Here is a 16,375-nt window from a genome sequence, read left to right as displayed (position 1 = left end):
TGAACCGCTAGGCACGACTACGCGCCGGGCGGTGTTGGCCGCGTGGCCCTGGCGGCTGCGCCAGCGGCGCGGTGTTACAGGGTGATCCGTGCGTCTCAATTCCATCAAGCTGTCTGGCTTCAAATCTTTTGCTGAACCTACCCATTTCATGCTGCCAGGGCAGTTGGTCGGTGTAGTCGGCCCCAACGGCTGCGGTAAATCCAACATCATGGATGCCGTGCGCTGGGTGCTGGGCGAGAGCAAAGCCTCAGAGCTGCGTGGCGAGTCGATGCAAGATGTGATCTTTAACGGCACCACCCGACGCAAACAGGCCAGCCGCGCCAGTGTTGAACTGATCTTCAATAACGATGACCACCGCGCTGGCGGCCAATGGAACCAGTACACCGAGATTGCTGTCAAGCGGGTATTAACCCGCGATGGCAACAGCAGCTACTACATCAACAACCAGCCGGTGCGCCGCCGCGATGTGCAAGACGTGTTTTTGGGCACCGGGCTGGGGCCACGTGCTTACGCCATCATCGGCCAAGGCACCATCAACCGCATTTTGGAGTCCCGCCCTGAGGATTTGCGCTTGTTTTTGGAAGAAGCCGCTGGGGTTTCTAAGTACAAAGAGCGCCGCCGTGAGACCGAAAACCGCTTGCACGACACCCGCGAAAACCTGATCCGGGTCGAAGACATCCTGCGCGAGCTCAACGCCAACCTCGACAAACTCGAAAAACAGGCCGAAGTCGCACAAAAATACCAAACTTTACACGCCAGCGCCACGCTCAAGCAGCAGCAGCTTTGGTTCTTAAAGCGTGCCGACGCCCAAGCCGATCAAGCCGCCGTGCAGGCCCAAGGCTTGCAAGCGGTGAATGACTTGGAAGCACAAATGGCCGCCTTGCGCCATTTAGAGGCACAGTTAGAAACCATCCGCCAAGCCCACTATGCCGCAGGCGATGGCGTCACCCAAGCGCAAGGCCAAGTCTATGAGACCAATGCCGAAATTGGCCGCCTAGAGGCCGAAATCCGCTATGTGGTGGAGGCACGCCAGCGCGTGCAGTTGCGCCTAGCTACGCTGGCCGAGCAAATCACCCAATGGGAGACGCGCAGCGAAGAGGCCCATTTTGAACTCGAAAATCTGGCCGGTGCTGGGCTAGAGGCCGAAGAGCAAACTGAACTGCTGCAAGCCCAATTGGAAGAGCAGGCCATGCGCCTGCCCGATTTAGAAGACGCCCTGCGCCAAAGCCAGAGCCGGGCCAACAGCCAGCGCGCTGCGGTGGTGCAAGTGCAACAGCAAATCCAAGTATTGGCCGCCGAGCAGCGCAGCATTGAGGAGCAAAGCCGCCAACTGCAAAGCCGCTATGAGCGCCTGCGCGTCGAGCGCCAAGCCCTCACCGCCCCCGATGCCAGCGGCGTGCAGCACTTACAACAACAACTGCAAGCGGCGCAAGAAGCCTTGGACATCACGCAAGCCCGTTTGGCCCAAGCCCAAGACGAGGCTCCACAACGCGACGAGGCCCGCCGCCAACACCAGCAGACCCTCAATGCTGAAAACGCCCGGCAAGCCGAATTGTCTGCCCGCCTTGAAGCGCTGCAAGCCTTGCAAGAAAAGCTCAAAACCGACGGCAAGCTGCGCCCTTGGCTACAGCGCCACGGCCTAGACAGCTTGGCGGCCCTGTGGACACGCCTGCATATCGAGCCGGGCTGGGAAAAAGCCCTAGAGGCCGCCCTGCGCGAGCGCCTATCGGCGTTGGAGGTAAGCAGCCTAGACCGGGTGCGCGGGTTGGTGGGCACTACGGGCGAGGGGCCACCGGCCAAACTGGCGTTTTTCAGCAGCGCCCAAGCGGTATTGCGCTCCTCTGCGGCGGCTTTACCACGTCTGGCCGATAGCTTGCGCCTGCACGATGCCAGCTTGCAGGCCGTGTTGCAAGATTGGCTACAAGGCTGCTATACCGCCCAGACCTTGGATGAAGCCCTGAACCGGCGCGCCCAACTCCAGCCCGGAGAAACCCTCTATGTGCCTGACGGCCATGCCGTCACCCTGCACAGCGTTGCCTTTTATGCCCAAGATTCTGAACAAGCCGGGCTATTGGCACGGGCGCAAGAAATCGAGCATTTAGACAAAGAACTGCGCGCCCAAACCCTCATCACCGAAGAAGCCCGTGCCGCCCTGTTGCGTGCCGAGGCTGCGTATGCTGATACTGTGCAGCAGCTTGCCACCTTGCGCCGTGCCGCCACCGAGGCCCAAGCTCAAGCCCATGCCTTGCAGGTAGAGCACCTGCGTTTGTCGCAACTGCTGGCGCAAACCCAAGCCCGCAGCGCGCAAATTGGTGCTGATTTAGACGAAGTGCAAGCCCAGCTAGACGACTTGCAAGAGCGCCGCATCACCGCAGAAGCGCGTTTCGAAACCTTGGATATGCAACTGGCCGACAGCCAAGAGGCCCACGCGCAACTCGATGACCGCGTGCTCGATGCCGAACGCCGCCTGAACCAATGCCGCGAACAGCAACGCGGCCTAGAGCGCCAAGCCCAAGAAGCCCTGTTTGCCCAGCGCAGCCTAGAAGCGCGCCGGGCCGAACTCTCGCGCACCCTCGATACTGCACGCCAGCAGGCCGCCACGCTGGCCGATGAGCGCGTGCGCGCCCAAGCTGAGCTAGAGCGCCTGTCTGATGCCGCTGCCCAAGGCGGCCTGCAAGAGCTGCTGGCGCTGAAAATCGAGCGTGAACAAGCACTGGCTGCCCAGCGCAGCCAATACGATGACCTCACCTTGCAATTGCGCAGCACCGACGAGCAGCGCCTGCAATTGGAGCGTACCCTAGAGCCGCTGCGCCAGCGCATCACCGATTGCCAGCTCAAAGAGCAAGCAGCGCGGCTGGGGTTGGAACAATTGAATACCTTGTTGACCGAAGCCCAAGCCGACCTAGAGGCCGTGGAGCGCTCCATCGCAGAGGGCCAAGTGCGCGTCACCGGCTTGCAAACGGAGATTGACCGCCTGCACCGCGAGATTGCCGCGTTAGGTGCCGTCAATCTCGCGGCCTTGGAAGAGCTGGTCGCCGCCCGCGAGCGTAAAACCTTCTTAGATGCCCAAACCACCGATTTGACCGATGCCATGCAGACGCTAGAAGACGCCATCCGCAAGATCGACGCCGAAACCCGTGATCTGCTGTCAGGCACCTTCGATGCCGTGAACGGGCATTTTGGTCGGATGTTCCCCGAACTGTTTGGCGGCGGCAACGCACGCCTTATCATCACGGGCGATGAAATTCTGGATTCGGGCGTACAAGTCATGGCCCAGCCGCCGGGCAAGAAAAACCAAACCATCCATCTGTTGTCTGGAGGCGAGAAGGCCCTTACCGCTATTGCCTTGGTGTTTGCTATCTTCCAACTCAACCCGGCCCCGTTTTGCCTGTTGGATGAAGTCGATGCCCCCTTGGACGACGCTAACACTGAGCGGTATGCCAAACTGGTGTCTCGTATGAGCCAGCAAACCCAATTTTTGTTCATCAGCCACAACAAAATTGCCATGGAAATGGCCCAACAATTGATCGGCGTCACCATGCAGGAGCAAGGCGTTTCACGCATTGTGGCCGTGGACATGGAGTCGGCCCTGTCGATGGCCGATGCCACCTGAACATCATTTACCCGCACACCACACCCATGAGCAACTTGCAAATTAGTCTGGCCGTCATCGGCGCCGTGTTGCTGGCCCTGATCGTCGCCTACAACGCTTGGACAAACCACCGCAACAGCCCTAAAAAGCCCAAGCCCGCCGAGCCGGGGGCTGCCGCTGTTGAACCCGCGTTGCGCCAAGAGCCTGCCTTTGACCACCTGCTCGATCAGGCCTTGCATGGCGTGCCACCAGCGTCGCCCTTGCACCACAATAGCCATGTCGATACGCCCTTGCAGGAAGATCGCGCTGAAGATGTCCCCTCCCATGCTGCGGGCGCACCCGTACCGCCAGCTCCTCCGCTTGTCGCCAAGCCCAAGCCCGCGTCCGTGCCAGACCGTCGTTTGGGGCTGGACAAGCTCATTGATGCGATTGCCACACTGCACTGCGAGCAGGCCGTGCCCGGCGATGCGGTGCTGGCGGCCCTGCCCCCTACCCGCCGCGTTGGTAGTAAACAGTTTGCCATTGAGGGTTGGAACGAGAGCAGCCAGCAGTGGGAGCACCCAGCCGCCAACCAGCGCTACAACCGTTTTCAGGCGGGCGTGCAGTTAGCCAACCGCACCGGGGCCTTGAATGAGATTGAGTTCTCTGAATTCCTGCAAAAAGTACAGGCTTTTGCCGACACGCTGCACGCAGCGGCAGAATTTCCAGAAATGCTGCATGAAGTGGCTCGTGCCAAATCGTTGGATGATTTTGCGGGTCAGCACGATGCCCAATTGAGCTTTGTGCTGCGCGCCCGCCAAGCCGCTTGGAGTGCCGGTTATCTGCAACAAAACGCCTCGCGCCTTGGTTTCGTGCCCGGCTCGATGGCAGGGCGGATGCTGCTACCAGCCCCCACGCCCGGTATGCCACCACTGCTCATACTGGCATTTGATACCCAAGCCGCTCTGGCCGAAGATTTAGAGCAGTCCGCCGTGCGCGATTTAATGCTCAGTTTGGATGTGGCCCAAGTCAACCGCTCTGAGCAGCCTTTTACCCGCCTGCGTGAGATTGCTACCGTACTCTGCCGCGTCATGGATGGCGTGCTGTGCGACCAAAACGGCCAGCCCTTGCCCACGATGGCGATGGATCCTATCGCCACCGATTTAGAACTGCTTTACGACCAACTCGATGGACACGGCCTGTCGGCAGGCTCGGTGCTGGCGCGTCGTTTGTTCAGTTGATGTCTGGGTTTGCTACTGTGACTGCATCGCTTGATCTTTTTGCTGCCCCGCCAGAAAGTGGGCCCACCAACACGGCCCAAGCTGCCGCCGAAGCAGCTAGCTTGCGCACCCGCCTGCACCGTTGGGCGCAGCAGTATTACGTCCAAGATGCCCCAGAGGTGCCCGATGCCGAATACGACCGTGCTTACCAGCGTTTGCAGGCCCTAGAGGCTGAACATCCTGATCTGGTTACTCCAGACTCGCCCACGCAGCGCATCATTGGCGCAGTGATGGATGGATTGGCTCCGGTACGCCATGCCCTGCCCATGCTGTCCATCCGCACCGAAACCGATGTCACAGCGGCTGGGGCGGAAAAATTCGAGCAGCAATTGCGCTCCTATCTAGCAACAGAACACAAGCGCACTGAACGCGCTGAGCGTTCGGCTCTGTGCCCGCTGGCACTGGAGGTTATCGGTGGTGCCCCCATCGCTTATGTGGCCGAACCCAAATTCGATGGCTTGGCGATGAGCCTGCGCTACGAAAACGGCCTGTTGGTGCAAGCTGCTACCCGTGGCGATGGCGAGGTGGGCGAGGACGTCACCCACAACATCCGCACCATTCGCCAGATACCGCTGTCTTTGCCTGCTGGCGTGCCCCCGGTGTTAGAAGTGCGCGGCGAGGTCTATATGGGCCGGGCCGATTTTGACCGCCTCAACCAAGAACAGCGTGCGCGTGGGCAAAAAACCTTCGTCAACCCGCGTAATGCTGCGGCTGGGGCTGTGCGCCAGTTAGATGCCAACATCACCGCCCAGCGCCCGATGCGCTTTTTTGCCTATGGCGTGGGTGATGTCTCCCTTGCTGCCGAGGGTACGCCGCTGTGGCAAACCCATTACGCCCTGTTGCAAACCCTCAAAGGCTGGGGTTTCCCGGTGGCCGAGCAGGTGCAGCAGGTGGTGGGTGCTGAGGCGCTGATGGCCTTTCACCAACGCATCGGCCAGCAGCGCGATCAGTTGCCCTACGATATTGATGGTGTCGTCTATAAAGTCGATGATCTGGCCTTGCAGCAGGAACTGGGTTTCAAAACCCGTGAGCCGCGTTGGGCGGTGGCTCACAAATACCCCGCACAAGAGATGATCACCTTGGTGGATGGCATCGACATCCAAGTGGGTCGCACCGGCAAACTCACGCCGGTGGCCCGGCTGGCCCCAGTGTTTGTGGGCGGTGTGACTGTCACCAATGCCACTTTGCACAACTTGTTTGAACTGCGCCGCAAAAAAGTGCGGGTGGGCGATCAGGTCATTGTGCGCCGGGCCGGTGATGTGATTCCTGAAGTGGTGGGGGTGGTGCCGCCGGTCGCAGAGGCCCATGGTGATGGGGCGTTGCTTGCTCGCCAGCCCTATGTGGCTAACTTTCGTATGCCTGCCGCTTGCCCCGTGTGTGGCAGCGCCGTAGTGCGTGAACCCAGTGAGACCGAATACCGCTGCACTGGTGGCCTGTTCTGCCCAGCCCAGCGCAAAGAAGCTATTTTGCATTTTGCAGCCCGGCGGGCGATGGATATCGAAGGCTTGGGCGGCAAGCTGGTCGATCAGTTGGTCGATGCGGGTGTGGTGCATACCCTGCCCGATTTGTACCGTCTAGGTTTAACGGCTTTGGTGGCTTTAGAGCGCATGGCCGAAAAATCAGCACAGAACATTCTGGCCGCGCTGGAGCAGTCCAAACAAACCACCCTGCCCCGGTTTTTGTTTGCCTTGGGTATCCGCCATGTGGGTGAATCCACGGCCAAAGATTTGGCACGCCACTTTGGCAATTTGGGCGCCATCATGGACGCCACGGTGGAGCAACTGTTGCAGGTCAACGATGTCGGGCCGGTGGTAGCGCAAAGCCTGCGCCTGTTTTTTGACCAGCCCCACCACCGCGAAGTGGTAAAACAATTGCGCGCATGTGGCATCTCTTGGCCCGAAGGTGCGCCGTCGCAGCGGGCGCTGCAACCCTTGGCCGGTAAAACCATCGTTCTGACGGGCACCCTACCCACTCTCAGCCGCGATGCCGCCAAAGACATGCTAGAGGCTGCGGGAGCCAAGGTCTCTGGCTCAGTCAGTAAAAAGACCAGCTATGTAGTTGCCGGTGCCGAAGCTGGCAGCAAACTCGCCAAGGCGCAAGAGCTGGGCCTGCCGGTATTAGACGAAGCCGGTTTGCTGGCGCTGTTGGCCCCTCCCACGCCGTAAAACGCACACAGACGATTCTGCTGGATGCCCCCGGTTTTGCTTTCTGCTCAGACGCGCCTGCTGGCCGTGGGCGTGCTGTTGCGCCAGACACTGGTAGCGCATGTGCGCCGCCCCAATCGTCGTACCCTGTGGGCCGCGTTGGCCGCAGGCCCGCTGCTGCTGTTGCTTTATACCCTGTTGCTGATTCCGTTTACCCCGGCCATCAGCGATATCCGCAAGGCCAAAACTGAACAACCGGCGCAGGTGCTCTCGCGTGATGGCAAACTCTTAGCCGAATACAAATGGGCGCACCGTGAATGGGTACCGCTCAAAAGCATTTCCCCTGCGGTCGTCGATGCCCTCATTGCCACCGAAGACCACCGTTTTTATCAGCACTGGGGTATGGATGCCCGGCGGCTGGTGGGGGCCGCACTGGCTACTTTTTCGGGGGATCGCCAAGGCGGCTCTACCATCACCCAGCAATTGGCGCGCAATCGCTTTCCGGAAGAAATTGGCCGTGCCCCCACGCTTACGCGCAAGCTCAAGGAGGCCATTACCGCCTTCAAAATTGAGATGCTCTACTCCAAGGAAGAAATCCTAGAGACGTATCTCAATACCGTACCATTTTTGTACAACGCCTATGGTATTGAGATGGCGGCGCGCACCTATTTTGATACCTCGGCTGACAAACTCACGGTGCTGCAAAGCGCCACCCTGATCGGCATGCTCAAGGGCACCAGCTATTACAACCCAGTGCTCAATCCTGAGCGGGCGCAAAACCGGCGCAACACCGTGCTGGCGCAGATGGTCAAGCGCGACAAACTCACACCGGCCCAGTTTGAAGCCCTGAAAAAACGCCCACTGCGCATTGATTTTGAGCGCCAAACTGAGCCGCAAGGCCCCGCCCCCCATTTTGCCCAACAACTGCGCAAATGGCTGATTGCGTGGGCTGACCGCAACGGCTACAACCTCTATACCGAGGGACTGGTGATTCACACCACCATCGACTCCCGTTTGCAAGCCTTGGCTAATCAAGCCGTGGCACGCCAAGGCCGCCAGTTGCAGGCGGTGGCCGATGGCGCTTGGAACCAGCGCAATGGCTGGAATCCACGCAATCCCTTGGTAGAAGCCTTGGTGCGTGAGTCGCCTGAGTTCCGTGCGGCTGTGGCTAAAGGCCAAACCCCCGACGAGGCCGCCAAAACATTGCTGGCCGACACCTCCTTCTTACGCACCTTGCGCCAAAACAAAGTGCGGGTGCAGGCGGGCTTCTTGGCCTTGGAACCCGAAACTGGGGCTATCCGTGCTTGGGTAGGCAGCCGAGATTTTGCCCAAGATGCGTTTGACCACGTGCAGCAGGCGCGCCGCCAGCCCGGCTCTACCTTCAAGCCCTTTGTCTATGGAGCCGCCTTTCAGCAGGGGATGCACCCCACCGATACGCTGATGGATCAAGCAGTAGAAATCAAACTGCCCGGCGGTGAAGTTTGGCGTCCTAGCGATGGTGGGCCGCCCAGCGGCCAAGCCATGAGCCTGCGCACCGCCTTGGCACAATCGAAAAACACCATCACCGCCCAACTGATGCAACAGGTGGGGGCAGACAAAGTGGTGCAACTGGCCCGTGCGATGGGCGTGCGCGAGAGCAAACTCGATCCTGTGCCCGCGCTGGCGCTGGGCACCAGCCCCGTCACGCTCAAAGAAATGGTGGCTGCCTATGGCACCATTGCCAATACAGGCCGTTATGTGGAGCCGGTGTGGGTCACACGCATCGAAAACCGCCGAGGCCAAGTATTACAAGAATTTTCTGTGGTGCGCCCGCAAAAAGTGATGCCCGTGCCAGTGGCTGAAGACCTGCGCGACGCTTTGCGCGGTGTGATTGATCAAGGTACAGGTCGCGCCATCCGCAGCCGGTACGGTATTGAGGCCGACGTGGCCGGTAAAACTGGCACCACCCAAGACAACGCAGATGGCTGGTTTATTCTGATGCACCCGCAATTGGTGGCTGGAGCTTGGGCGGGCTTTAACGATAGCCGCATTACCCTGCGCAGCGACCATTGGGGCCAAGGCGCGCGCAGTGCGCTGCCCATCGTGGGTGAGGTTTTCCAACAAGCGCTGCGCAGCAAGCAAATTGATGGCCGTGTGCGTTTTGTCAATACACCGCGCTCGCGCTGGTGGTCAGATTTCAAAGAGCGCCTGCATGACTGGCTGCAAGAGTGGTGGGCTAAAGCACCTGTAACCGAGACAGCACCCACACTGCCCCGTAAACCGGCCCCACTGCCCCCTGAGTCGGTACCGTCTGCGCCCGAAATTACCGAGTCGGCAGTTCCCCCTCCTGTGCCTGTCTTTCCTGGCGTGGTGGTGCCGTCCCCTGACTTGCCACCACGTCCGGAAATGCCTGCCTCAGGCGAGTCCTCGGCACCCGATCAAGTCTGGGAGCGTGTGGTTCCAGAGGCCCCCTTCGAGGGGCCGGTTTCTGGGGAAAATAGCCCCTGACTAGCGCTTCCATTCAACAACCCCTTGCCCTACATCTTTGAAAGTAACTTACATGAATTTATTAAAAATAGAAACAGCAAAGCCAAATATAAAATAATCAGATAAACGGGTTCTCAACCACTACCGGTGGCTTAACTTGTACAGTATCTGGTAACTTTTTTTGTTTTTCTAGAACTTTAACCACCCGAGCCGCCAAAATTTGCAACTCTTTTGCCAACTCCAAACCAGCCTTGTCCTTGGTCAAAACCAGATCACCCATCAATACTACCCGATCTACTCGATTTTCAACCTCTAAATTACCAATACGAATTACTTCGCTCTCATTTTCGTAAGGCTTGAAATGCTGCATCAGAAAAGCTCCTCAAAAATCACTTTTGCATAGCACGCTGAATCAAATCAATCACACCGCGAGCAAAGTCTTTCAACTGGAACTCCTCAGGTGCTGGCTGATTTTGATTTTTGTTTCTTTCGCCACCACCACGTTGCGACTGTGGTTTTGGCAAGGTCATACCTGCCTCGCGTATCTTGAGGGGTAGGCTAGGCCATACGTTCAAACCGACCATTTTTTCTAGATCAACGATACTCATGGCGGCGTAGTCTTTGGCTTCATCGTTGGTGATAAGGTAAGCACCAGCACGTTGCTGTTTAGGGCTGTAAATAGCTTTCCATAAATGGGTTGGTACCAACACATTGCCCACCTTTTTGATATTGCTACCCACAAAAACTGGCCCACTGACCACATACACTTCGCCTTCTTCCATGGCTAAACTGCGCGCTGCTGCTTCAATCCCTGCCCAAACACCAGCATTGTTGGCATGAATTTGTGGCACCATATTAGCCAAAGAAAAAGACTCTCGTTGTGCCTCACGGGTGGGCATATCGGCATTGGGGGCTAAGTGGCCCCGGTCGTAACCACTGCGCTGGTAATCGTCCAGTTCAGCACGATCAGAGGCGGGCAAAGCGGTCTCAGCATGGAAAGAATCTTTGCGCGAGAGTTTTTTAGCTAGCACCAGATTGTCGCGTTGTAAGTGCTCTGCAGCATACAAAGGCGTACGGCTCACCCCCGAATGCAACACGGCATAGGCTACAAAACACACTTCTTGAGTGCGCGGTTTGAGCTTAGCTTCGGTGATGGTTGGTGGCTGTCCAGCCACAAAATGTTGCGGACAAGCTGTAGCAGCAACCGACACCGGCACCGCCAAAACCCACAAGGCCAGCGCCAAACCGCCAGCATGAGAAATCGACATAGACATAACCCGCCATTGTGCCTATCTGCGTGCAGCAATGGGGGCTTTTTCTACTAAACTGGCCTCAACTAGGCTGCCAAAGTCTCTGTGATGCCGCCTGTAACCGGATGCCGATAGATCAGCGCCAACAACTGGCCAACATCTACACATTGGATCAACATCTGCCCCGGATGCACTTTGACCAAATGTGTAATCAATTTACCTGCATTGCCTGACAACGTGGGGGCCTTGACAATGCGCTGCTGGGAAAACGTGCCCACCCCATGCAAATCGCTCACCAACAATCCAACACATTGTTGGCCATGCTCTAACACAATGACTTGGCTGTCCTGCGTCCAAACAGAGGGTTGCCCCGACAACAAATGCCCTAGATCAAAAACCCAGACATAGCTGGATATGCTGCCTTGGGCCTTACGCGCTAGGGTACCGACACAGTAGGGTCGCCGTCCTGCCGACACTGGTGCAATGGCACTGGCAGGCAAGGCTTCGAGTACGTTGTGAGCATCCAGCGCCAGCAAAGAAGGGCCGACAAAAAAAGTGGCCATCTCTCGTCCGTCACTCACAGGAACTTCCGTCAGCAGGGCGGCACGCTGCCGACGCACAGCCTCCAAGGCACTCCCCTGCACAGCTCCCAAAGGCTCAAACGAGACTGCCAGCACATCGTCGCGGTAGCCGTCACTGCGCTTAAATTCTCGGTAGCCAGAAGATGCTGCACAACCAACAATGCAATAGTGACCATCCAACACCATCACTTGTGACAAGCTCTGGCCTCCCTTCAATTGCAGTAGCTCAGGTGGCAATACCAAGTTGCTGCCCGACGGATAATCTGCATGGGTGCTCGCCAGCACTAGCCCGTGGCGGTTTAAAAACGCTGTTTGCACACCAGGCTTTTCTCTGGTGCTATCAGAGAGCATGGCCTGAAATTCTTGCGGTGCGTTAAACACGATACCAATGCCCCCGACGGCTGTCGGATGAGAGCCGGAAGTGCGGATGGCGGCATGGTAAATATAGGTGGACTGCCCGTCACACAATGCAGACTCATGCCAAGGTACGACATGGTAGGCTTGGGTGCTTGAGAGTGCCAACACGTCGGTGAGTGTTTGAGCATCTATCTGTAAGTCCAACACACTGCTGCCATCGTTCAGGCGGGCATGGCTGGCCGCCAAAATCTGCCCTTGCCGGTCATAGACCACCAAACGCGCATACACGGTATAAAGGGCATTGATGCGTTCCAGCACCGCAGTGATGCGAGCCAATGCTGCTGCGTCAGGCTGGGGATCCGATAGAAAAACACCCAGTTCTGGGGTTTGGGCCCACCAACGACAATCATTGGCACGCTCATACAAATTACGGTCAAGCAAATCCACCAAAAGCCGCGTCAACAATTCGCTGTCGCGGGTGCGCGAGCCTAATACCGTGCCATACAGGTCTCTGATTGACTGGTTGAAGACTTCATTGGTACGTGCGCCGGTTTGGCCAATTTGCTCTAGCACTGCCTTGAGTTTTTGCTCGCTGCCACGTTCGGTGGCCGTCATGACCTGCCCGTTCCAAACGACGCGGCGGATAGTCTGTGCCGCCATCACAATTTCGTTCAATGGCGGACAGAAAGTTTGTGCATGGGCCAGCAAGCCCAAAGCGACGGTAGGCTCTAGGCGGTCAATGGTTTGTCTTTGTTGGGCCACAAAAGCTAGCTCAATGGGCACCATGACTTGTCCTGTCCAGCCTTGAGGGCCAGGATAGCCTTGGTAACCCCTGCTAGGTACCGTTTGCACCAAATAAGTGCGGCCACCGCACACCATTGGTTCTGGCGCCCCATGATGGTTCACAGGAACCGGAGCGCCTATAGGCAACCACAAAGGATCACTGCTAGCAATGACCCGCCGTTGACCATCTAGCAGCAAGGCAATGCTGCGGCGCTCTTGGTCTTGGTGGGCCTGGAAAATCCCTTCCATTTCACTACCAAAAGCAAAGCTCAGGCATAAAACGCCTACCGGCTCGCCGCTGCGCGGGTCTAACAGACGATGCGAATAGAGCAGCGCGTGGGTCTTGCCCGGCCGCAGGTTGCTGGCACGAAAGGTTTCAACATAGCCCCGACTTTTTAGCGTTTGTTCAATCAAAGGATCGTGGCTACCTTCGATAGGGGAATCAGCGTCTGTGTGAACCAGTACGGTTCCTTGGGCGTCGAGCAACAAAATCTCGTCATAGACCGTGTACTTGTTGCGGTACTCTCGCAAACGCTCCAACACAGCCTCTGCGTCAGTATCGATCCCAGCCACAAAGCGGCACAAAGTTTGGTCTGTGGCTAAAAATCCGACATCGGCCGTGCGTTCATATAGGTTGCGCACCACAATATCAATCACATGGCGGGCGCTGGTGCCAAGCTCAGCCATGACCTCACCAATCGACTCCTGCACCAGCGACATCACCAATTCACTCTCCAAGCGCTGGAAGCCTTCTCGGGTGGCGCTCATCATTGGCAACAGGCTGCGAGCCTCTTCGGGGCAGTTCATCTTGGCCGAAGCCTCAATCAAGCGCCACATCAAATTGAGCTCACGCAGGGCGTTTTCACAGCGGGCAACATCGCGCATGAAAGGGATAAAAGTATCGGTGTGAACCGTGACGCTTGATGACATGGCCAACTCCTTTCTGAACAGGGCGGCAACCACCCTTATCCTAACGAATGCAAAAGCCGGGCCACTCGTTCAGCTGCTCAGGGCTGCCGTGGCTTGTTGCCAAGGCAATGGTGCCTGCCAGTGCTCCATCCAATGGACAAAATCTTCCAGTGGCATGGGTCGTGCAATGCAGTAACCTTGGGCCAAATCACAGCCCATTTGCAGCAACATGCTACCTTGGGCCACGGTTTCCACCCCTTCGGCAATGACACGGTAGTCAAACGAACGGGCCAGTCCAATCACCCCTTGCACAATGGCTAGATCACCCGCATCGTCTTGCATACCACGCACAAAACTTTGGTCGATTTTGATCGTCTCTAGTGGCAGGCGACGCAAGTAGGTCAGGGAGGAGTAGCCGGTACCAAAATCATCTAAGGCTGTGGATACCCCCATATCACGCAAGCGTAGCAGGGTATGGGCTACGGGTTCAAGGTTATAAAGAGCAGCGGTTTCGGTGATTTCAATGCGCAGGCTGCCTCGTGGCAGTTGTGGGTGACAGGCCATGCGCTGGGCCAGCCAATCGGCAAAATTGGCCTGTTGTAAATGCGGTGCCGCAATGTTCACGCTGATGGGCACCACCAACCCCCGGTTGTGCAACACCATGACCATGTCCAGCGCTGTGTCTACCACCCAAGCGCCAAAAATGCTTTCTAGCGCGGTGCCATGCATTTGCGGCAAAAAACTACCCGGAAACAGCAAACCTTTGTCTGGATGATTCCAGCGCACCAAGGCTTCGGCCCCGATGACGGTACCTAAACGCATATCTACCTTGGGTTGTAGGTAGAGTTCAAACTGATTTTGCGTTAAGGCCAGATGCAACAAAGCAGTATGCGCCAGCACTTGTTGTGCCTCACGTTCAGAGGCAGCATCAAACTGAAAGAAGCGGTTGCGCCCAGCACGTTTGGCATGGTACATGGCCTGATCGGCGTGGCGCAACAAGGTGTCGGCATCGGCATCGTCTTGGGGGTACAAGGTGTAACCAATACTGGCCGTGACCGTTACCGACTCATTGCCTAGGCTGTAAGGTGCAGCCAAGCCTTCCATGACGTGGCGCAGGGTTTGCTCGCAGTCAGTGTAGCTGTGCAGACCGGGCAACAAGATGACAAACTCGTCGCCGCCCAACCGGGCAACACAATCGGTGGCTCGCAGGGAGCGGGTTAGGCGGTTGGCCGCCACCACCAGCAAGTGGTCTCCAGCCTCATGGCCGTGCTCATCATTGACTGGCTTAAAGCCATCTAAATCCAAGTAGGCCACGCCCAGCAGCGTGCCCAAGGTGCGCGCTTGCTCCATCGCTTGAGCGAGGCAGCGGGCCAACAGCACGCGGTTGGGCAATCCGGTTAAAGAATCGTGGTGGGCCAGCCGGTGCAGTTGCTCTTGATGTTCGTGCTGGTGCGTGACATCCATCGAGACACCCAACATGCGCGTTGGGGTACCCATTGCATCATGGGCCACCGTTTTACCTAGATTGCGAATCCAGCGCACGCCGCCACCATGCTGGGGTATGCGCCAAGTGGCATCAAAATGGGTCACGGAATGGCGGGTATGGTGATCGATTTCGCGGGCAATTTTGGGGATATCTTCCGCCAGCGCGCAATGCTGCCACGGCACCGGCCCGCTGGCATCTTGATCGTCAGCATGAAAGCCACGCATTGCCAACCAGCACACATCGCCTTGGATGAGGCCAGTTTGCAAATCCCAGTCCCAACGCCCTAAAGACGCAGCAGCCAAAGTGAGCGAGAGCAGGGCTTCGCGTTCGCGGACTTGGGCTTGGGCGCGTTTGGAGGCATCGATATCTTGCATCACGCCACGAATACGCACCACACGACCGTGCTCAACCACCGGCTCGCCCAGCGCCCGCATCCACACCAAACGGCCATCGGCGCGGACGATCTCAATTTCTACATTCCACTCCACGCGCTGGCGAATACACTGGCGCAAGGCGTTGCGAAAGGTGTCGTGCCAAGCTGGTGCCACGTGGCGCTGCACATAGTCCCTCGGCAACGGGCTGCCCGGCGGCAAACCGTGGATTTCGTAGCAAACATCTGACCAATACACTGGCCCCCGCCCTGGTAGATCTTCCCAGACGCCTAGGCGCGCCAAACGCCCTGCTTGTTGTAGCAGGCTGTTGCTCGCTTGCAATTCGTTGTAGATGCGCTGCTCGCGGGTTATGTCATGAAAAACAAAAACAAAGCATTCTTCGTCAGCGATGGGTACTGGATAGGCAGACATCAGTCCGTGCACCAAGCCACCATCACGCCGTTGCGCAAGCATCGGTAATTTATTGACTTTACCCTCGCGTTGATAGACCTGCATGAGATTAGAGGACTCATCAGCACTGGCCCAAATACGCAGCTCTTGCGAGGTGCGGCCCACCACGGCCTCACGGGTCAAGCCTAATAGGTCACAAAACGCCGGGTTGACCTCCAGAAAAACACCATCGGCCATGCGTGTTATGCCTGCGGGATTAGGCAGGGCATGAAAGATAGTGTTGTATTTGGCTTCAGAGGCGCGCAGTGCTTCTTCTGTAGCGCGGCGTTCTGTGATGTCCACAATGACACCCACAATGCGCAAAGCCCGGCCATCGCCTTCTTGTGCCGTGGTACGCCCCCGCACCAACACCCAGCGCCAGCAACCTGCACTATTGCGCACCCGAAATTCCACCTCGTAGCGTTTGGTCTTACCACTGAGCACCGGACGCAGTTGCTCTGTAGTAATAGCTACATCGTCTGGGTGTTGCAAGCTGCGCCAATACGCTGTGCGTTGGCGATGCGGTAATTCGAGCAGACCATAAGGACAGTAAAAATCGCCATAAAAAGAGAGCTGGTGGTTGCGCAAATCCCACGCCCAGCGTCCACCGCCAGTAGCTTCTAGGGTGGTTAGCAGTTCTTGCTCACGCTGGCGCAAGGCCTGGAGCGGATCCATCGCGTTCATTTTTTTCCGATTCCTCTGTGTCGGCGTGGAGTATCGTTGCGCT

General features: G+C 57.6%; 8 protein-coding genes. 4 read left to right on the top strand and 4 right to left on the bottom strand.

Features of this window, described 5'->3' with window-relative positions; genetic code table 11:
- Positions 1 to 88 precede the first annotated feature (88 nt).
- The 4 genes from smc to BMX55_RS01345 are packed head-to-tail and all read left to right on the top strand — an operon-like array spanning position 89 to position 9,482.
- On the top strand, positions 89 to 3,613 hold the full coding sequence (smc, locus tag BMX55_RS01360; RefSeq protein WP_091451587.1) for a chromosome segregation protein SMC: 3,525 nt from the start codon (positions 89 to 91) through the stop codon (positions 3,611 to 3,613).
- Positions 3,614 to 3,639: 26 nt separating this feature from the next.
- Positions 3,640 to 4,812 carry a cell division protein FtsZ gene (locus BMX55_RS01355; protein ID WP_091451584.1) on the top strand — a complete coding sequence of 391 codons (1,173 nt, stop codon included), beginning with the start codon at positions 3,640 to 3,642 and terminating at the stop codon, positions 4,810 to 4,812.
- Positions 4,813 to 4,829: 17 nt separating this feature from the next.
- Positions 4,830 to 7,016 (top strand): NAD-dependent DNA ligase LigA, encoded by a 2,187-nt coding sequence (ligA, locus tag BMX55_RS01350; protein ID WP_281242803.1) that lies wholly within the window; start codon positions 4,830 to 4,832, stop codon positions 7,014 to 7,016.
- Between the two features lie 24 nt (positions 7,017 to 7,040).
- The gene (locus BMX55_RS01345; protein WP_091451577.1) at positions 7,041 to 9,482 is read left to right on the top strand and encodes a penicillin-binding protein 1A; all 2,442 of its coding nucleotides are present in this window, start codon (positions 7,041 to 7,043) and stop codon (positions 9,480 to 9,482) included.
- Positions 9,483 to 9,579: 97 nt separating this feature from the next.
- Here BMX55_RS01345 and BMX55_RS01340 read toward each other — a convergent pair whose 3' ends face one another.
- From BMX55_RS01340 to BMX55_RS01325, 4 genes are all read right to left on the bottom strand, one after another.
- Positions 9,580 to 9,831, bottom strand: a complete 252-nt coding sequence (locus tag BMX55_RS01340; protein WP_091451574.1) for a hypothetical protein — start codon at positions 9,829 to 9,831, stop codon at positions 9,580 to 9,582.
- 19 nt (positions 9,832 to 9,850) lie between these two features.
- Entirely contained in the window at positions 9,851 to 10,729 is an 879-nt protein-coding gene (locus tag BMX55_RS01335) for a DNA/RNA non-specific endonuclease (RefSeq protein WP_091451570.1), read from the bottom strand.
- A gap of 68 nt (positions 10,730 to 10,797) precedes the next feature.
- Positions 10,798 to 13,362, bottom strand: a complete 2,565-nt coding sequence (locus BMX55_RS01330) for a chemotaxis protein CheW (protein WP_245751203.1) — start codon at positions 13,360 to 13,362, stop codon at positions 10,798 to 10,800.
- A gap of 69 nt (positions 13,363 to 13,431) precedes the next feature.
- Complete coding sequence (locus BMX55_RS01325) at positions 13,432 to 16,323, bottom strand: sensor domain-containing protein (RefSeq protein ID WP_245751201.1); 2,892 nt, start codon at positions 16,321 to 16,323, stop codon at positions 13,432 to 13,434.
- Between the last annotated feature and the right edge of the window lie 52 nt (positions 16,324 to 16,375).

It is taken from the genome of Giesbergeria anulus, from assembly GCF_900111115.1.
Taxonomy (GTDB): domain Bacteria; phylum Pseudomonadota; class Gammaproteobacteria; order Burkholderiales; family Burkholderiaceae_C; genus Simplicispira; species Simplicispira anulus.
Note: the sequence above shows the minus strand (reverse complement) of the source record. Positions and strands in the feature narration are given on the sequence as shown.